The 19430-nt window shown below is 48.1% G+C and carries 14 protein-coding genes; 9 read left to right on the top strand and 5 right to left on the bottom strand.

The window, feature by feature from the left end:
* The first annotated feature begins 84 nt into the window (after nucleotides 1-84).
* The 3 genes from J2Z66_RS23805 to J2Z66_RS23795 all read left to right on the top strand — a co-directional run bounded on the left by J2Z66_RS23805 (nucleotide 85) and on the right by J2Z66_RS23795 (nucleotide 2931).
* Nucleotides 85-1362 carry an ABC transporter substrate-binding protein gene (locus J2Z66_RS23805; protein WP_209975085.1) on the top strand — a complete coding sequence of 426 codons (1278 nt, stop codon included), beginning with the start codon at nucleotides 85-87 and terminating at the stop codon, nucleotides 1360-1362.
* Nucleotides 1334-2548 carry a Gfo/Idh/MocA family protein gene (locus J2Z66_RS23800; RefSeq protein WP_209975083.1) on the top strand — a complete coding sequence of 405 codons (1215 nt, stop codon included), beginning with the start codon at nucleotides 1334-1336 and terminating at the stop codon, nucleotides 2546-2548. The genes J2Z66_RS23805 and J2Z66_RS23800 overlap by 29 nt, the downstream gene beginning before the upstream one ends.
* Nucleotides 2549-2754: 206 nt before the next feature.
* A complete protein-coding gene (locus J2Z66_RS23795; RefSeq protein ID WP_209975081.1) occupies nucleotides 2755-2931 on the top strand; it encodes a hypothetical protein in 177 nt (58 codons plus the stop codon).
* Between the two features lie 163 nt (nucleotides 2932-3094).
* Here J2Z66_RS23795 and J2Z66_RS23790 read toward each other — a convergent pair whose 3' ends face one another.
* Nucleotides 3095-4405, bottom strand: a complete 1311-nt coding sequence (locus tag J2Z66_RS23790; protein WP_209975256.1) for an aminotransferase class I/II-fold pyridoxal phosphate-dependent enzyme — start codon at nucleotides 4403-4405, stop codon at nucleotides 3095-3097.
* Nucleotides 4406-4631: 226 nt separating this feature from the next.
* Between J2Z66_RS23790 and J2Z66_RS23785 the strand changes: the two genes are divergently transcribed.
* Nucleotides 4632-6074, top strand: a complete 1443-nt coding sequence (locus tag J2Z66_RS23785; protein ID WP_209975079.1) for an NAD-dependent malic enzyme — start codon at nucleotides 4632-4634, stop codon at nucleotides 6072-6074.
* Nucleotides 6075-6097: 23 nt separating this feature from the next.
* Nucleotides 6098-6892 (top strand): helix-turn-helix domain-containing protein, encoded by a 795-nt coding sequence (locus J2Z66_RS23780; RefSeq protein WP_209975077.1) that lies wholly within the window; start codon nucleotides 6098-6100, stop codon nucleotides 6890-6892.
* A 48-nt stretch (nucleotides 6893-6940) separates the two neighbouring features.
* Here the strand turns inward: J2Z66_RS23780 and asd are convergent, their stop codons facing one another.
* Both asd and J2Z66_RS43535 read right to left on the bottom strand, forming a co-directional pair.
* The gene (gene asd / locus J2Z66_RS23775; protein ID WP_209975075.1) at nucleotides 6941-7726 is read right to left on the bottom strand and encodes an archaetidylserine decarboxylase; all 786 of its coding nucleotides are present in this window, start codon (nucleotides 7724-7726) and stop codon (nucleotides 6941-6943) included.
* Between the two features lie 559 nt (nucleotides 7727-8285).
* Entirely contained in the window at nucleotides 8286-8411 is a 126-nt protein-coding gene (locus J2Z66_RS43535; RefSeq protein WP_281068881.1) for a hypothetical protein, read from the bottom strand.
* Nucleotides 8412-9059: 648 nt separating this feature from the next.
* Between J2Z66_RS43535 and J2Z66_RS23770 the strand changes: the two genes are divergently transcribed.
* Together J2Z66_RS23770 and nagZ are read left to right on the top strand one after the other, a co-directional pair.
* Entirely contained in the window at nucleotides 9060-9356 is a 297-nt protein-coding gene (locus J2Z66_RS23770) for a transposase (protein ID WP_209975073.1), read from the top strand.
* A 5-nt stretch (nucleotides 9357-9361) separates the two neighbouring features.
* The gene (gene nagZ, locus J2Z66_RS23765) at nucleotides 9362-10675 is read left to right on the top strand and encodes a beta-N-acetylhexosaminidase (protein WP_245375790.1); all 1314 of its coding nucleotides are present in this window, start codon (nucleotides 9362-9364) and stop codon (nucleotides 10673-10675) included.
* A 48-nt stretch (nucleotides 10676-10723) separates the two neighbouring features.
* Here the strand turns inward: nagZ and J2Z66_RS23760 are convergent, their stop codons facing one another.
* On the bottom strand, nucleotides 10724-11821 hold the full coding sequence (locus J2Z66_RS23760) for a YheC/YheD family endospore coat-associated protein (protein ID WP_209975069.1): 1098 nt from the start codon (nucleotides 11819-11821) through the stop codon (nucleotides 10724-10726).
* Between the two features lie 479 nt (nucleotides 11822-12300).
* Here J2Z66_RS23760 and J2Z66_RS23755 point away from each other — a divergent pair, with 479 nt between their 5' ends.
* Nucleotides 12301-12636: a L,D-transpeptidase gene (locus tag J2Z66_RS23755; RefSeq protein ID WP_209975067.1), complete on the top strand. Its 336-nt coding sequence runs from the start codon at nucleotides 12301-12303 to the stop codon at nucleotides 12634-12636.
* A gap of 81 nt (nucleotides 12637-12717) precedes the next feature.
* Here J2Z66_RS23755 and J2Z66_RS23750 read toward each other — a convergent pair whose 3' ends face one another.
* Nucleotides 12718-13080: a DUF4870 domain-containing protein gene (locus J2Z66_RS23750; RefSeq protein ID WP_376774463.1), complete on the bottom strand. Its 363-nt coding sequence runs from the start codon at nucleotides 13078-13080 to the stop codon at nucleotides 12718-12720.
* Nucleotides 13081-13243: 163 nt separating this feature from the next.
* Here J2Z66_RS23750 and J2Z66_RS23745 point away from each other — a divergent pair, with 163 nt between their 5' ends.
* Nucleotides 13244-19192: a WIAG-tail domain gene (locus J2Z66_RS23745; RefSeq protein ID WP_209975064.1), complete on the top strand. Its 5949-nt coding sequence runs from the start codon at nucleotides 13244-13246 to the stop codon at nucleotides 19190-19192.
* Nucleotides 19193-19430 lie beyond the last annotated feature (238 nt).

Here is a 19430-nt window from a genome sequence, read left to right as displayed (position 1 = left end):
GGGGGGATGCCGGGGAAGGTATTTGCAAGTAGCATTAACTTGGCAAGCGCTGACATGTAGACAAATTGAAAGGGGAATTCAAGCATGAATACATCGCAAATGAACAGAAAATCTTTGAAAATATCAAGTCTTGTTTTTGTCATCCTGTTACTTTCTTTCTCGGTTATTGCTGGTTGCTCGTCCGGATCTGGAAAGTCGAAAGAGGATGATAAAGGCCAGATTAAAGAAATACACTTTGTGGCCGCTCAGTATAACGATGAAACAGAGCCTGTCCTGAGAAAGCTTGTAGCTGGTTTTGAGGAAGAGAATCCAGGAGTGAAAGTAAAGCTGGAGGTTGTGGGCTGGGATATGATCGAGCAAAAGGTGAACACCATGGTGACTACACACCAGACTCCTGACATTCTCAATTTGCACCAATTCATTTCCTTCAAGGAGGATGATCTGCTCCTGCCGATGGATGAGCTGATTTCACCCGAATTGAAAGAAAAATTTTATGAATCCCTATATGATGTTGGTGTTATGGATAGCAAGGTATACGCACTGCCTTTTGGTGCAACGATTCGGGCGTTATTCTACAATAAAGATTTATTTGAAAAGGCCGGAGTGAGTGAGCCGCCAGCAACCTGGGATGAGCTGATCCAAACATCGAAGAAGATCAAAGAAGCAACTGGAATTGATGGATTTGGTTTGCCGATGACGACATTTGAGGGTCAAGCTTACTTTTCTTATTTCATCTGGGGCAATGGCGGCGCTTGGAAGAAGGATGGAGAGTGGGTGCTGAATTCGCCTGAAAATGTGGAAGCAGTTGAATTCCTCGCCGACCTGGTTCACAAGCACAAGATCACGAATCCGGAGCCGACGGCCATTAATCGTGATGAACTGCATAAAGTGTTCGGCGCAGGAAAACTCGGTATGATGATTTCTCCGAACTACCTGACAGCTATTTTGAAATCGGAAGCACCCGATCTGAATTATGATTTAGGTGCTATTCCAGTGAAAGAAGGCATAGCTCCAATAAACCTTGGCGTTCAGGATTTTATGATGGTGTTTAAGTCTGTGAAGCATAAGGAAGAAGTCGGAAAGTTTCTTGAATACTTCTACGAGGATAAGAACTATGAAGCATTCATGGTTTCCCAGGGCTTCCTTCCCGGTACCAAAACAGTTGGTGCGAGTATGAGTGAAAAAGATCCGCAAGTGAAAGAGTTTGTCGAGCAGCTTCCATTAGCGAAGTTCTATCCGCTCACAGATCCGAAATTCGCAGAAATGCGTCTGGAAGTCATTCATGCGGTTCAGAAGGTGCTGCTGAAAGAAGCTACTGCCCAGGAAGCGCTGGATGAAGTGCAGAGTAAAGCGATTAAATAATGAGCAGCCGTTCACAGTGAAGGGTGTCCGTTGCAATCATCTGATTTCATCTGATATCATCGGACACTCTCCTGGAAGCGGTATGGGAGGTATTAGGTTGGGGAAGCTGCGATTGGGCATCATTGGCTGCGGCTCGATGAGTGAGACGCATGCGAAAGGCTTTATTGAATTAGCCGGAGTATTGCAAGTTACGGCTGTGGTGGATATTATACCAGAGCAAGCGAGGCATACAGCGGAGGCTTTAGGAAACATTATCGCTTCAACGGATTATAGAGAGATTCTGCCTTATGTAGATGCGGTGTTTATCGTCCTGCCACATGACTTGCATTATTCCGTTACTATGGAATGTTTGAAGGCTGGAAAACATGTGCTAGTGGAAAAACCGATGGCGAATTCGGAAGCGGAATGCTTAGAAATGATTCGCGAGGCCAGAGAACGTAATCTCGTGCTCATGGTCGCGTATCCGAATCGTTATCACCCATTAATTGTTCGAATGAAGGAAATCATCGATTCCAAGCAATATGGTGAATTGTTCCAGATGTCGATATGGACAGAACAACTGACGCAATATGAAGAAGGCCATTGGGCCCGATCCGCGGCACGTCTTGGAGGCGGTCAGTTTTTCAGTCATGGCTGCCATTATGTGGATCTCTTGCTTTGGTTTCTGGGGCGTCCGGTCAAAGGAACACATGTGGGGACGAATACAGGAACCCCTTGGATGGAAATGGAAGGGAGCAGCTTCGCAACGCTCACGTTCGAGTCCGGCGTGCTAGGACATCATGCCGGAACCTGGGGGGCGAGGGGCTCCAGGCTTGGGTACAGCTTCCATGCTCACTGTGAGCAGGGGATGCTGGAAGTGAATTATACGGACAATAAGCTATACTTTCATCAAGGAATGAAAGAAGAGCGGGCAGGCATTCACTTGAGTAGTCCTGAGACGGAAGTGTTAATGGAATTGGAGCAAAGCGAGAAGATTACACATTATGAAATCAGCCATTTCGCTGAATGTGTGCTGGAAGGCAAGAAACCGCTGACCGATGGACCTGAGAGCCTGCAAGGGCTGCGTGTTATTTGGAGGCTGTATGAAGCGGAAGAGAAGGAAGTTGTCGCTGATTTAACGGGACTTGGTCTGGATGAGGAGTGGGATCGCCCTGATCTCGCAGCACTCCCGGCAAAGAAAGGGTAGATACAAATAAAGCACCTTCTAAGAAAAGCTTAGAAGGTGCTTTTGCCATGACAGCGGCTGGAACCTGCAGCCATTTCCTCTGCAACTTGCAGTCCGTTTGAGCCTTTGCTCACTTAACGATGTTTTTCATCGTTAAATTAAGGATAAGGAGCGTGCCTGATGCTTTTAACGATGAAAAACATCGTTAAAGTAGCAGATCCTCTTGGTTGTGCTTGGTCGTGCGCCTGGCGGGGCCCTTCTTCAGTCCCAGCGAATTGGCTCGCGGGAAATCCCCTCCTACCAAGAGAAAAACCCTTGCTGACAGTCCGTTTGAGCTTGGTGTTCGTGTGAATCGTGCGATTGTAGCTGAGAAGAGGGAATGGCTGTGGGCGGAAGAGCGTTAGCGCCCGCCTTTAAAGATTTGTTCCTACCTATTCATTCATTTCATTCGAGGGAACAAATCTTTAACAGCGGCTGGAGCCCACAGCCATTCCCTCCGCAACGCACCCAAGTTCCGAACACGCTCCTCAAAGGACACCGCAAGGCGAGTTTCTTTAGATATGTCGACTATTTGCCAGTTGCAGCGGCTTCAAGATCTTTCACGCCTTGATAAATCAGGTTGAACAGCTCTTCAAGATTAACTTCTTCAATACAGGAGAAGGCAACACGCAAGTCTGTTGTTCCCAGAGCGATCGTGCCGACACCATACTGATCCAGTAGATGTACACGAAGCGCTTCAGCGTCGACAGTTTTAAGCTTAAGACACATAAAGTATCCGGAGTTGAACGGATAGTAGCCCCACACATCGTCAAACTTCCCGCTGTCCAGCAGTTCTTTTGTCCGGTTCGCGCGGCCTTTCATAATTTCATATTTTTCTTGCTTTTGCACTTTGAACTCAGGAGAGTTCAGGGCATGAAGCACGAAGGTTTGCGAAGGGTGTGGACCGCTTGAAATGGTGGCACGGATAATGCCCATCGTCTTTTGCTCAAGAACGCTTAATAAGGCCTCACTTTGACCTGCATAGGTGATGAAGCCGACACGGAAGCCCCATACATATTCTTCTTTAGTAGCCCCATCCACCTTGACAGCGAGCACTCTCGGATGCAGATCGGCCAACTGGCCGAACAGGGATTCCTGCAAGGAATCCTCGAAAAAGAGCCCGAAATAGGCGTCGTCGGTAATCACGACTACATTGATGCCTGCGTCTGCTGCTTCCTTAATCGCCGCAACAATTTCTTTGCCTTCCTGTGCACCAGGCGTGTATCCTGTAGGGTTGTTGGGGAAGTTGAGGACAACGATCGCTTTGCCCTTGCTTTTTTGAGCTAATATGGCTTCTCGAAGCCCTTCCGCATTAAAGGTACCTTGTTCGTTATATAAAGGGTAATTGACTATACGCGCGCCGCGGCGGATTTCGAAGGTAAGCTCATAATTTTCCCAGTTTTTATCCGGGTAAATCACGCTGTCTCCCACATCGGCAAACAGGTCAGCTGCAATGCTTAGTCCATGGGTAAGTGCGTTGGTCACAAGCGGATTGCCAATTAGTTTGTTGTTCAGATCAGGATTTTCCTCCAGCATCTTGCGTTTCCAGGCGCTTCTTAATTCTGGTTTGCCGGCAGGAGGTGCATATTCATAAATATCTTTAGGCGCATACGCAGACAGGGTGTCTTGAATAACCTTGAGATGCATAGGCTGTCCGCCTTCCAGCGCGATACCGATGGTGGCATTAAAGGTTTTGGCTTTGGATTTAGCCTCTGCGGATTGGCTGAGAATGCCTTCCTTGGGGAAATAAATAGATTTGCCAAGCTGGGAAAGCATTTCGTAGACATAGCGATTCTCTCGCTCTAAAGTCTCGTTTAACTGTTTGGCCAGAGGATTCATGCGTTCAATCATTCCTTCCAAAATGTAGCTTTGCATTACAGGCATCATTATATCATTTCCGCCTACTTACGTCACCCAGCTATGTTCGGACAGCCGCTATGTTCTGATATTTTGCTATATTTTGCAGCTATATGCTATATCTTTTGCGATCCCCGGTCATTATGCTATGATAAAAAGGAATATTATAGTCTAAACATTCAGGTAATTAACGTTAGGAGTGAACGTGATGGCAGGTGGAGTTGGCGTGGGAACGAGTATTATTTTACGTTTGGACATGCAAAAGGAGCTTGTGACCTTTGGGCAAATTGCAACTGCGATTGGGGACGCAGGCGGGGATATAGTTGCTGTTGACGTGACCCGAGCCAGTAAAAACTCAACAATCCGGGATATTACGGTCAATGTAAGCGACCAGCATCAGGCGGATTCAATCGTAGTCTCGCTGGGTAGTCTGGCAGGTGTTAAAGTAATCAATGTATCCGATCAAACCTTTCTACTGCATCTCGGCGGAAAAATCGAAGTAACTCCAAAAATTCCGATTAAAAACCGCGATGATTTATCACGTGTGTATACCCCTGGTGTGGCGAGGGTTTGTATGGCCATTCATGAGGACACATCGAAGGCTCACTCTTTGACCATCAAACGAAATACGGTGGCTGTTGTGTCCGATGGCAGTGCAGTGCTTGGACTCGGCAATATCGGCCCGGAAGCCGCGATGCCAGTCATGGAGGGGAAGGCGATGCTGTTTAAGCAAATGGCAGGCGTTGATGCTTTCCCGATTTGTCTGGACACACAGGATACGGAGGAAATTATCCGCACCATCAAAGCGATTGCGCCTACATTTGGAGGCATCAATCTGGAAGATATATCTTCACCACGCTGTTTTGAGATTGAAGATCGGCTTATTGAGGAGCTTGATATTCCTGTTTTTCATGACGATCAGCATGGTACTGCTGTGGTTATTCTGGCTGGGCTGCTTAATGCAGCTAAGGTCGTGGGCAAAAGTTTGGAAAACTGCAAAGTTGTAGTTACAGGTATAGGAGCGGCAGGAATAGCTTGCACCAAAATGCTGCTTGCAGCAGGAGTAACGAATGTCATTGGCGTTGATCGGGAAGGCGCGATTGCGCGTGGAGTCACTTACACGAATCCAGTATGGAATTGGTACGCAGAAAATACGAATCCGCTTGTCCTGAAGGGAAGCTTATCCGATGTCATCAAGGATGCTGACATCTTTATCGGTCTTTCCGGTCCTGGAGTTTTGAAGGTGAAGGATGTACAAAGCATGGCTGGGGATCCGATCGTTTTTGCGATGGCAAATCCATCGCCTGAGATTGCACCGGAAGAGGCAGAGCCGTATGTTCGCGTGATGGCCACGGGACGTTCAGATTATCCGAACCAAATTAACAATGTTCTGTGTTTTCCTGGTATTTTCCGTGGCGTGCTGGACTGTCGGGCAGCAAAAATTACCCAGGAAATGAAGCTGGCAGCGGCCAAAGCTATTGCTTCTGTAGTCAGTGAAGATGAACTTAACGAATATTACATAATTCCTAGCGTGTTTAATCAAGCCGTGGTAGAAAAAGTGAGTGAAGCTGTCATTGCAGCCGCATTTGAATCAGGAGTGGCAAGACGGAAAAGTCAGCGCGAGCCCTCTAAAGAGCATGATTATAAGTAAGCTAGTCTGGTGAGGTGAAAACAGTGCTTGATCTGTCGTCCGAACAATTCGGATTACTGCCAGCCTACGCCAAAATTACTTGCGAACCGAATTGGAAATGGGCGAAGCGGGATTTTCCAATGATGAATTATGATTTGTTTTATGTTTGGGGCGGGCAGGGGGAAGTGGAGCTAAATGGACAGCAGTATGCGGTGCAGGAGGGGAGCTGCTTCCTGTTTCGGCCCGGAGATGTGACAAGCGCGGTGCATCAGAGTCAGAAGCCGCTTGTGCTTACTTATATTCATTTTGCGATCGCTGAAGGGTTAAGGTTGAAGCTTGTTCCGAAGGCATACCGTATTTTAGAAGAAAAGCTGTTGTTTGAAAAACTGCTTTCGCACTATGTTCGTATCAGACTGTCCAAGGTATTTGGGGCGGAAGAGGAGGCACGGCTGCTGCTTAAGCAGCTGATGATCCATTTGCTGCGGGCAGATCGTGAGGAGGAGCAGATAAGTCTGCCGGAGAGCCATAAGCTCTCCGAGACTATTCAGGAGATAGCCAACTACATCAGGCAGCATGCGGCGAAGCCGCATAGCATCCCTGATCTGGCGGCCAGGGCGAATCTATCGCCCCGGTATTTTTCCTTGAAATTCAAGGAATTAATGGGACATTCCGTACAATTTTACCTTATTCAAGCGCGTATCGAACGAGCCGAGCATTTGCTCCACTACGCTGGAATGAGCGTGACTGAGGTGGCAGATGCGCTGGGCTACAGGGATGTGTTTTTTTTCAGCAGGCAATTTAAACAGTATACGGGTAAAAGCCCTTCTGAGTTGAAGTAACTGAATCAAGCTGCAAATAGCTGCAAATAATTGAGCTTCCGGGTCGCTTTATTTAAGAAATACACCCAGAGCTTCTCCCATGCTCACTTTACTTCTGACCATCAAGTCGGCTCGGGGCTCAAAGATTTCATCCTCCAGCAGCAGCACCACAGTAGAGCCGAATTCAAAGTAAGCGAGCTCCTGGCCGCGTTCGAGATGGTCAGGCAGGGGGCTTACATACTGGATGCTGCTTACATTCAGCGCGCCAACCTTGACCACGGCAATTTCACCGGCTTCATGCTGAATGAAGGTAATAAGCCGCTCATTTCGGCTCAGCACTCGGGTCATATGCCGAAGGCCGAATTCATTCACTGGATAAACCTTGCCGGGCACATGTTCCTTCTCCACAATGGACCCCGTTACAGGAGAATGAATGCGATGATAGTCGGTAGGGCTTAAGTAAAGTACAAAGTAAAAGCCATTTTTATAATTAATCGTCCGCGGAGAACGATTGAGCAGCTCTTCAATGGTATAATCCTGGCCTTTGACATTAGCAATTAAACCTTCGCTGATAGGACCCATGCCGGTAATTACGGCATCAACGGGGCTGGTTACAAAGCTGATATTGCTATCTATCAGGCGGATTCCGGGTTTTAACCTTCTTGTGAAAAAGTCATTCAAGGAGGCGTACTCGGAAATTGGCTTTTCAGCATCCTCAATTCGGATTCCATAGGTTTTGGCAAAGCGTGGAATCAGCCAGCGGCTCATCTTGGATTTGGCGAATGCCCCAGTAAGCTGAGAGACCCATTTACGTGAGGAAAGCTCAGTCAGCAGGCGGAACAACGGTTTTGACATGTGTATGTAACTCCTATTCTATTCTAAGCGTTCGTTGCTTCTTCGATTATCTTGCCATAGAATGCTTCAAGAAGCAATTGCAGCTTAAAATTCCCTGCCAAGTTTTATTTAGTTTTATTCCCTTGATGCTTCCCTAATGGGCGAATGTTGGATGCAGCATTGCAAACTTTGACCATGTTATAGTTCATGAGAAAAATGCCCTGCGGGACTGTTGACAAAAGCCAATTTTACGAAAAAAGACTTTTAGATTCCCAGTGTTTATGCGGGTTCTCAAACGTCAATTTCGTCAAAAAGGTAATTTGTCAACAGTCCCCTGCGGCGTCCTTTGAGGAGTGTGTTCGTAATGTTGGTGGTTCGGGGAGGGAATGGATGTGGGCTCCAGCCGCTGTTAAAGATTTGTTCCCTTGAATGGAATGGATGTGGAGGTTGGAACAAATCTTTAAATGCGGACGTGAACGCTTTTCCACCCACACCCATTCCCTCCCTCAGCTACAAAGTGCAGAACAAGCCATACTCAAACGGACAGCTAGCAAGAATTTTCTTGATTGCTGGATATTTCCTAGCGGGCGCAGGCGCTGCAGATGAAAAACGCGATCAGTTGAGGAGGACCTGATGCTTTAACGATGATTTTCATCGTTAAAAGCACCAGTTCACTCAGCAACCTTACTTTAACGATGAAAATCATCGTTAAAATCCCTTTTATCCACCCTGTGAGGCCATCGGTCCTCTTTTAACGATGAAATTCATCACTAACGTGGCTGATTGACCTGAAGCTCTTGCTTTAACGATGAAAAACATCGTTAAGTCGGGCGCACGCTCATTTCGGCGGAGGGCAGGCTGCTCCCGGTAGTTTATCACTGTCAAGCACTTAAATGTTCTTATCTTACAAGAAAAAACAGCCTCTAGGCTGTTTTCTCTACTTAAGCTTATAATCTCCACAGGTTATGCAAGTAGCCAGGTTTACTGAAATGGGCACTAAAGAACCCGCATACTTTGTACAGCGAATGGGGGTTTTTGACGATTCTGAGACGATTTCCGTACAGTGCTTGCAGCTCAATATTTGCTTCATTACATCCTTAAGGAATTCTTGCTTTATTGGAGTGCCATCTTTCATAAAGCCAGCCTCATTTCCATGGGAATAAAGAGATAATGGAGCATAATAACTGCCCTCTGGTAGAGGCTTGTGGATGACTGTTTAACGGGGAGGCTTCTTCTCTATTGTTTACTATCCAGTGCTACTATAGTAACATATCCATAGCGTGTATACCATTGATCATGAGGTATTTCCAGTAGGAATTTGGTCAATGCTAGAGGTTCAGGAGTGATGATGAAGATGACTATTCTTATTTTCCTTTCAGCTGTAGCAATTCCCTTTTTGCTGCTCCTGCTGGCTTGGGGCATGCCAGCTATGAAATTGCTGATTGACGGTATTGCTGTGCTCAGTGGATATGTTTTCGTGATTATTACCGCTCTTGCGGTCTATCAGATTATCCGTGATAACACAGTATTCATGACTAACATCCACAATGTATTTAATAATCCAGCTTTTCTTGCAAGCGGGGCTTATTTAGGTAATTATGGCTTGTACAAGCTTCTGCTTATGTTTTTCAAACAATGGAGAAGGTTGTGAGCGCGTTGAGAAAAAGATCCGTAATTTTGTACTTAGTCATATTGTTGCTTGTTGTATTATCCGGATGTTCAGGTAAGAAAGGCGCGGAAACTCCAATGGAAGAAGCGAGTGCCAAGCCTTCGGCAGCTCCAACCGTGACTGCAGCCCCAAGTCCAGATGTAACGCCTTCACCTGTACCATCTGTAACGCCCTCTCCTGTGCCAACTGTGTCGGCATCTTCTGATCCCGTCCAGAATCAGCTGGAGCAAATGTCTATGAATGAAAAAATAGGGCAGATGGTGCTGGCTGGAATTGAAGGAACTGCGAACAGCGAAGAGGCGAAAAATCTGATCGAGACGTATCATATCGGCGGGATTATTTTATATAAAGATAATATTGCCGGTACCAAACAGCTGGTTTCGCTGCTTAATTCCTTGAAAGCAACGAATGCGAACAACCAGGTTCCACTGTGGCTTAGCGTCGATGAAGAGGGCGGCAAGGTCAGCCGTCTGCCAAATGAACTGAGCAAATTCCCCTCGAATAAGATTATCGGCGAGGCAAATAACGAGAAGTTCTCCTTTGCAGTTGGCAGCACAATTGGAACTCAGCTTAAATCCTATGGGTTTAATGTGGATTTTGCCCCGGTTATGGATGTAAATAGTAATCCGAATAACCCGGTTATTGGTGACCGTTCCTTCGGGGCTGATGCAGACGTGGTGTCACGCCTTGGGATACAAACGATGAAGGGGCTGGAGTCGCAGCATATTTTGCCTGTTATCAAGCATTTTCCGGGGCATGGTGACACTTCTATGGACTCCCATATTGGTTTGCCTGTCATACAGCACGATATAGACCGTTTGAGGAAGCTGGAGCTGGTTCCTTTTGTTAAGGCGATTAAGAGTGGGGCGGATGCGGTTATGATCGCGCATATCTTGTTGCCCAAGCTTGATGTGGATAACCCGGCTTCCTTCTCTAAAACGATTATTACGAAGCTTCTCCGTCAGGAGCTTGGCTTTCAGGGGCTGGTTATTTCTGATGATATGACGATGGGAGCTATTACGGAAAATTATAAGCTTGGTGAAGCAGCTGTAAAGGCTGTGCTGGCAGGGACTGACGTTGTTTTGGTTGCTCATGATTATGACAAAGAGGTCGGTGTTGTGAATGCGCTGCGGCAAGCTGTCAAGGACAAGCGGATTCCAGTTGAAACGATCGATAATAGTGTTGCCCGGATATTGAAGCTAAAGCTTAAGTACGCCATATCCGATAAGCAGGGTAAGGAACCGGATATTGCGAAACTAAATAGCGAGGTAAATAAGCTAGTGAAGACTTATCTTCCCTAGCTTTTTTTTGTATAAAAAAAGCGAACCGAAGCTCGTTCGGCCGCTATGTTAACGGGGTTGGCCCCCATCAATTAAATATTTGGCATAAGCCATAGGCTTCTTATAAGTAGCTTCCCAGACCTCTTGCATATTTGCTTTGAGAAAAGTGTAACGTTGATCCTTGCCATTGCATTCAATAAATAAGGGCTTTCCATCTTTATCTATGCCGATGTCAAGGCCGACATCGGCCAAATGAGGCAGGTTCACACTAAGCTGTTGAACGACTCTTAGTGCAAAAGCATGGATCGCTTCCTGGACCGCAGAGGCATTAAGCTCAGGATATTGTAATAGCACCTCTGGAAGCTGTCTCACCTGCCCGCCTTGTGCTGCGTTCGTCAGGAAAAGCTTGCGCGAAGCAACCTTCGCTACGATTCCCGTAACTCCCCAATTTCCGTCCGCTCCTCTCTGTACAGACACTCTGAGATCAAAGGGGCGTTCATCATAAGCGGCCAAAGGAAGCCGCTGCTGGATAATGTAAGGCACTTTTTTGATATTGTTTAGCAGGATGCGGGGGATTACCTTGCGGAAAAAAAGCCGGTTCCAGACCCGATTCTTCAATTTTAAGTTTTTAGGATAAACCAGACGCCAGCCATCGCGAATACGATCCATTTTCATGACACCGCGTCCGATGCTGCTCTTGTTAGGTTTTATGATGAGGGAATTGTGATTTTTCATCATTTTGGATAAATTTTCCTGTGTTGCCGGAAGCGTTTCAGGTAGATAAGGAAGCAGAGACTCATCTTTCATCAGTTGATTGTGAATATACAGCTTCCCGTAACGGTTCCACCTGTTGAATAGGTTAATTCCATACTCATTCCACGCCTCCAGCTTCAAATAGGATTTGTTGTCCAGATAGATGGCACGATTGTGAATGACAGACGGTAAGGGTATCCATTCCTGTATGAAGCCTTGTTCCTTCTGTACATACGCATGAACGGTGAGCGTATCCATGCGTACGTCTTGTATACGGAAGAAGCAGGGAGCAATTCCAAGCTCTTTGCCTGCCTGCAAATATAAAGGAATTGCCTCATAGGTCTGATGCTGGTTGAGCGGAATACTCGTATACAGAGCATTGTTAACCAAAATGCCTACATAGGGAATGACCATTGTCTTCACTCCTTCTCTATTTTGATAAAGGCATGGTCTTTCTTTGTTAGCTTATGGAATTTTGGATGTTCTTGTGTGGACATGTGCGGGTGAAAAGACAGAAGGGTGTTTATTTCCGCTAAGCAGCACTTTGCAGCAGCATCTGTAGCAGCCCGTCTCCCCCAAAATGGAGTGTGTGCTGCGCCAGCTAGGAAATCTCCACTAATCAAGAGAAAAATCCTTGTGGCTGTCCGTTTGAGCTTGGTGTTCGTGTGATTCGTGCGATTGTAGCTAAAGGGAGGGAAAGGCTGTGGGAGAAAGAGCGGTAGCGTCCGCCTTTAAAGATTTGTTCCTACCTCCTCATCGATACCATTCAAGGGAACAAATCTTTAACAGCGGCTGGAGCCCACGGCCATTCCCTCCTCCTAGCACTAGCGTTTCACGAATACGCATCTCAAATGACGCCACGAGACGTTTATTTTAACCAAGGGGGGGCTGGTATGACTTATCGAATTGAAGTGGACTTAGGAGATCATAAGCTTAAATTATATCAAAACGGAAATTTAACGAAGACTTACCCAGTGGCTGTGGGCAAAATGACAACAAATACACCTGCGGGAACGTATACGATTATCAATAAGGCTCCTGACCCCGGAGGACCTTTCGGCGCATTCTGGATGGGGCTATCCCGCAAGCATTACGGTATCCATGGTACGAATGAACCTTGGTCTATAGGCAAATCGGTCTCTCACGGCTGTATCCGGATGAACAATAAGGATGTGCTGGAGCTGGCTGAGCTTGTCCCGATCGGAACCAAGGTTTCCATTCATCCATAGAAGATGGATGCGAGTAAAAAAAAAAGAACCTGGCCGTGAAAGGCCAGGTTTAAACTATTTTATCGCCGTGTTAAGCAGCCATCATTTGATGACTGAATTCGCTTGCTCCTCGGCAATTTTGCCGATAATCGGGAGCTTGAACCTTTTGCCCATATAGGCCTGATATAACAGAAACAGCCACAGGATGAAGCTCAAAGGCGCAATCAGAAGACTTACCAGCCAGCCGATAATAGGAATAAAACCAAGAATCATATTGAGCACGATAATGGCTGCGGATACGATAATGGATTGCCATGCATGAAACTTCACAAATTTGCTGTCTTTTTCCAGCACCAAAAATAAGATACCCGTAATTAAGCCAAATACGTATGTAAGTAATCCGGCGATATTTTCATCCATTCCTGTGGATGATTTTTTTTTACTTTCCTCTACTTCTTGAGTCAATGTACTCATCTCCTTCATATGAATTCTGTTGCTTTCATATGTATTCGCCATATTTGAAAATATCACTATGGGTAAACGCACAATTTATCGTCTAGACGTACACCCTATATAGACGAATGAATATGTTACATAAGACTATTGTTTTGATGAAGGGGAGGCAACTATGAGCAAACGAAGAAGTAATAAGGCAAACAGCAATAAGCCTCTATCGCCAAGAATAAATGCAAGCATGAATGAATTAAGCTGGTTGGATGATGTGGATAATAAGCCTTCGCCACCATTTGCCGCACAGACTGAAATCAACCTTGCTGTCGTATCCAAGGCTGCGGCTCCTCTGGCCAAAAAAACACCGGAGCTTCCACCTGCCACCAGCAGCAAACCAACGAATGTTAGCGTTAATTCTGTCGCACCACCGCTCCTAATGCTCAATGACCGCAAAACTTCTAAAACCATACAACCTGTTGTATACACAGATGATATTGGAGAAGAAGCGATAACTTCCGAGAAAATAGCGAGTAGGGCGATAGACGAATCGAAGATCAAGGCGCAAAGCATCGGTACGAGAGCAATCAAGGATTACTCGGTAGAGCATACAAAGCTGGCAAGCAACAGTGTAACAAGAGACAAGATTGCACCAGGCGCAGTAGATGAGGAGCATATTTGCAATCAGGCCGTTTCCGGTGACAAGCTGCAAGATCAGTCCATTACAGGCAGTAAACTGGCCGATAAAAGTATTACATCTGAGAAGCTGGCCGATCAGACGATAGATTCGTTTAAATTGGCACCTCGTTCCATTCTTCCTCAGCATTTATCGGAGTTTTCGATTACAACGGAGCTTATCGAGGAACAAGCCATCACTACAGATAAAATTCGCAGCGGCGCTATTTATTCCAGACATCTGGCTAATGAAATTATCGACACCGCAAAGCTTGCGGAAATTTCCGTGACAACGAACAAGGTCAGAGACCGGGCCATTACAGGTGCGAAAATCGCAAATGAAAGCATCGATTCGGACCATATTCAAGCTGAGAGCATAGAAACCCATCACATTGCTTCAGAAGCTGTACAAAGCGGGAACATTGGTGTTAACCAAATTATGGCCAGCCATATTGCTGAGGGCACGATTCAGAGCGTGCATCTGTTCGATGGTTCCGTTACTTCGGAAAAGCTCGGTGAAGGTGCTGTTGGCGCTTATCAGCTGGAGAGAGGTGCCATACGGGAATGGCATTTACCCAGCTTTATCATTCAACAAAACCACTTATCCGAGGAATCGGTAGTTGCCAGTAAAATAGCCAAATATAGCGTAACCCAGGAGCATATTGCCGAATCAGCAGTCTCTGGGGAGCAGCTTGCAGATCTTTCGGTTACCTCAAGGAAATTGGCACAAGAGGCTGTAGGATCTGAGCAATTGGCTATAGCAGCAGTCAAAGCTTTTCATATTGCTCCTGAAACGATTATTTCCGAGAATATTAGTAAAGGTGCAGTAGGACCAGAGCATATTAAGAAAAATTCGATTCATACGAACTTGCTGCAGAATGATTCCATCATTTCCGAAAAACTGGCTTCAGAAGTGATTGATAGCCGGCATATTCGTGAAGAAGCGATAGAAACCACGCATATAGCAGGTCATGCAATTATTACCTCCAAGCTGGCACCTGAATCTGTATCCACAGATAAATTGACTGATTTGTCCGTAAGTACGGGGAAATTAAGTGATGGCAGCGTGACGAGCGAGAAAATAGCCAAAGAGGCCATTGAAGCCGAGCATCTCCAGAGGGGAGCCGTGCACGCCTGGCATTTGACCAACAACGCTGTAAGCAGTGAAAAAATTGAGCTGCTAGCCATTTCCTCGGAGCATATTAACGATGAAGCTGTAAGCAGCGAAAAAATTGCCCCAGTAGCCATCCATGCCAAGCATGTAGCTGAACGGGCGGTAAGAGGAGAGCATATCGAGCTGCTCTCTATCGGTAACGAGCATATTACGGATAATGGAATTGGCCCCAACCAACTCCAGGATCAGTCCGTAACGACTATCAAGCTTGCTGAAGAGTCAGTGACGAGCAGTAAGCTTGCACCGCTGTCAGTGGAAGCAAAGCATTTGCAGGAAGGCTTAGTGGATAGCTTTCATATCAAAAAAAACTCCATTACTTCAGAGCATCTGGTAAGCGGGGCTTTCACCCTGGATCAGTTGTCAGAAAGAAGCATAGAAGGGAAAAAGCTTGCAGCTTGCAGCATTACTTCTGAAGAGCTTGATTCTGCTGCAGTTACTGAGGAAAAACTGGCTTATGGTGTAATTGGAAGCCAGCATTTGCAGGCTGCCTCTGTACTGAGCACGATTATTAAAGATGGCGCAGTGATTTCCTCCAAAATTGCCAATGATTCCATAACGCCGGAAAAGCTGGCGAAAGGCAGTGTGGATGGCAGTAAGCTGGTAAAAGGTGCTGTAAGCAGCGATCATATCGGGGATGGTGCGATAACAGCAGCAAAGCTGGCTGGTGAAAGTGTTAACGGCGGCAAGCTTGCTGCGGGAGCTGTGAACGGAAGGCACTTGGCAGACGGTTCGATCACCGCCCAGAAGCTGGCTGGAAGTGCAGTGGGTGAAGCGCATCTGGACTCTGGAGCGGTAACGCGCGCTAAACTTGCTGCAGGCAGTGTGGATGGTACCAAGCTGGTGGAGGGCGCTGTTAGTGAGATTCATCTTGCGAAAAACGCAGTAACGGGAATCAAGCTGGCTGCAGGCAGTGTGGATGGAAGCAAGCTGACAGTGGGAGCTGTCAATGAAGGACACTTGGCTGACGGTTCTGTGACGGGAGCAAAGCTCACTGCCGGAAGCGTAGACGGAAGCAAGCTGGCCGAAGGAGCTGTGAGCGAAGCCCATTTGGCTGAAGGCACAGTCACAGGAGAGAAGCTTGCCGCAGGCAGTGTGGACGGAAGTAAGCTGACTGCAGGAGCCGTGAGCGAAGCGCATTTGGCTAAGGGGGCTGTTGCTGGAGCGAAGCTTGCTGAAGGTAGTGTGGACGGAAGCAAGTTGACTGCAGGCGCCGTAAGTGAAGGACACTTAGCCGAGGGTGCAGTAAGTGGAACTAAGCTAGCCGTAGGCAGTATAGACGGAAGCAAGCTGACAGCAGGAGCGGTTAGTGAAGCGCACTTGGCTAAGGGCGCTGTAACAGGTGAAAAGCTCTCTGCAGCGAGTGTGGACGGAAGTAAGCTCGCTGGGGGAGTCGTAAGCGAATGGCATTTGGCTGAAGGTGCTGTGACGGGAGCTAAGTTGTCGGCAGCGAGTGTCGATGGAAGCAAGCTGGCTGAGGAAGCTGTGAGTGAAGCGCATTTATCCGCCGGTGCAGTTACAGGAGCTAAGCTATCAGCAGCGAGTGTCGATGGAAGCAAGCTGGCTGCAGGAGCCGTTAGTGAATGGCACCTTATCGCAGGGGCAGTGACAGGAGCGAAGCTGGCCGCAGACAGTGTGGACGGAAGCAAGCTGATGGCTGGTGCTGTGAATGAGGGGCATTTGACCGTAGGAGCAGTAACGGGAACGAAGCTGTCGGCAGGCAGTGTGGACGGAAGCAAGCTCGTGACTGGTGCTGTAAGCCAAACGCACTTAGCTGAAGGCGCAGTAACTGGCTCGAAGTTGGCCATAGACAGTGTAGATGGAAGCAAGCTGGTTGTCGGGGCAGTTAGCGAAGCGCATTTAGCGGAAGGATCGGTAACCGGGGCGAAGCTCGCCGTAGGCAGTGTGGATGGAAGCAAACTGGTGGCTGGAGCCGTGAGTGAAGCGCACTTAGCTGAGGGGACGATAACCGGATCGAAGCTTTCCGTAGGCAGCGTAGATGGAAGCAAGCTGGTGGCCGGAGCCGTGAGTGAAGCGCATTTAGCTAAAGGGGCTGTAACAGAAACGAAGCTGGCCGCTGGCAGTGTGGATGGAAGCAAGCTAACAGAAGGCGCAGTTGGTGAAGTGCATATAGCTGCTGGCGCAGTGACGGGAGCAAAGCTGGCCGAAGGCAGCGTCGATGGAAGCAAGCTGATAGCTGGGGGAGTTAGTGAAGCGCATTTAGCTGAGGGCTCGGTAACAAAAGCAAAACTGGCAGCAGGCAGTGTAGACGGAAGCAAGCTGACGAATGGGGCAGTTAGCGGAACCCACTTGGCCGATGGGGTGGTAACGGGAGCGAAGCTGGCCGTAGGCAGCGTGGACGGAAGCAAGCTGGTGGCAGGAGCTGTCAGTGAGGCTCATTTGGCCAAAGGCACAGTGACGACAGCGAAGCTGGCAGACGGCAGCGTGACGGTCAGCAAGTTGGCCGCGGGAGCCGTAAGTGTAGCACAGCTGGCCGCAGGGGCCGTGACAGGAGCAAAGCTGGCAGATGGCAGCGTGGACGGAAGCAAGCTGGCAGGCGGAGCTGTGAGTGAAGGGCAGCTGTCAAATGGTGCTGTGACTGAAGCGAAGCTGGCTGAGGGCAGCGTGACCAGAAGCAAGCTGACACTTGGTGTCGTGGGTGAAGAGCAGTTGGCTGATGGGTCCGTAACGTCAGCAAAGCTGGCTGAAGACAGCGTAACGGGAAGCAAGTTGGCGCCAGGAGCTGTTGGTGGAGTACAGCTTGCTGATGAGGCAGTGACGGGAGCAAAGCTGGCTGAAGGCAGCGTCGATGGAAGCAAGCTGGCAATCGGAGCCGTGAGTGAAGGGCAGCTTGCTGATGGGGCTGTGACAGGAGCGAAGCTGGCTGAAGGCAGCGTGACCAGAAGTAAGCTGACACTTGGTGTTGTGGGTGAAGAGCAGTTGGCTGATGGGTCCGTAACGTCAGCAAAGCTGGCTGAAGACAGCGTAACGGGAAGCAAGCTGGCAGCCGGTGCTGTAGGCGGAGTACAGCTGGCCGATGAGGCAGTGACGGGAGCGAAGCTGGCCGAAGGCAGTGTGGATGGAAGCAAGCTGGCAATTGGAGCTGTGAGTGAAGGGCAGCTTGCTGATGGGGCTGTGACAGCAGCGAAGCTGGCTGAAGGCAGCGTAGTCGGAAGCAAGCTGGCAGTAGGTGCTGTGAGCGAAGCACAGCTCGCTGAAGGTGCCGTGACAGGGGCGAAGCTAGCAGACGGAAGCGTGGACGGAAGCAAGCTGGCAGCCGGAGCCGTGGATGCAGTGCAGTTGGCCGAAGGTGCGGTGACGAGAGCGAAGCTGGCCGAGGGCAGCGTGGACGGAAGCAAGCTGGCAGTTGGAGCTGTGAGTGAAGGACAGCTGGCTGATGGGGCAGTGACAGCAGCAAAGCTGGCCGAAGGCAGCGTGAATGGAAGTAAGCTGGCGGAAGGGGCTGTGGACGAAGCACAGCTTGCTGATGGGGCAGTGACGGTATCGAAGCTGGCTGAAGGCAGTGTGGACGGAAGCAAACTGGCATTAGGGGCTGTAAGCGAAGCCCATTTAGCTGAAGGTGCGATGACAGGTGCGAAGTTGACTGACGGAAGCGTGGACGGTAGTAAATTGGCTGCAGGAGCCGTGAGCGAAGCGCACTTGGTCAACGGGGCTGTAACAGGAACAAAGCTGGCGATAGCAAGTGTTGACAGCAGCAAGATGGTCTACGGTGCTGTAACGAGCAAGCACATTGCCGATGAATCCGTGACAGAAGCAAAACTGGCTGTGGGCAGTGTGGATAGCAGCAAGCTGGCCAATGGTGCAGTAAGCGGTAAGCACATTGCTGATGATGCGATCACAGGCGTAAAGCTGGCAGATGGTAGTGTAGGCGGTAGTAAACTGGCTGACTTGGCAATTAGGAGCGAGCATGTGACGGAAGGATGCGTCGATACGCAGCATATTGCCGATGGGGCGGTTCAGGCATCGAAACTGGCATTCCCTGTTGTTCAGACCGCTGCATCGAAGCTGGCTGCTTTACAGCAGTTTGGTCTGGTTCCCTTTGAATTTAAACTGCAGGATGAAGCAGTTGAAATTCGTGTGGACTTCGATGAACCTTTCGCTGATGACCAATACTCGCTGGTTGCACTGAGCAATCATCCCGCATGCTATTTGATAGCCCAGCATAAATCTACTGATTTTGCCATCATTTCTGCCATTCGTACTAAATTCTCGCAGGAAATTTCCGGTATTGTCAATTGGATAGCAATTGGATTTAAAGCTTAAAGGCAGCGTAAGCTATTTCTGCCAATTCAGTTATCAGCAGATTGATTCATGGAGAGGCCTCTGAAGTCTGTAGCATACAGATTTTAGGGGTCTTTACTATAGTAAGTGTTTCTAGATGTAAATGTAAAAAAATGCACCGCTTTTTATCCGCTGCGGGTTATTGTCCGTGCCTTTCCATAACAGAAATGCATATGAATACGAAGACAGGCAAAGAAACAAAGCACCGGCAATTCAATAT

This window comes from Paenibacillus eucommiae, from assembly GCF_017874215.1.
Taxonomy (GTDB): Bacteria; Bacillota; Bacilli; order Paenibacillales; family NBRC-103111; genus Paenibacillus_AI; species Paenibacillus_AI eucommiae.
The sequence above is the reverse complement of the archived record's forward strand: the minus strand, read 5'-3'. Positions and strand labels throughout refer to the sequence as shown.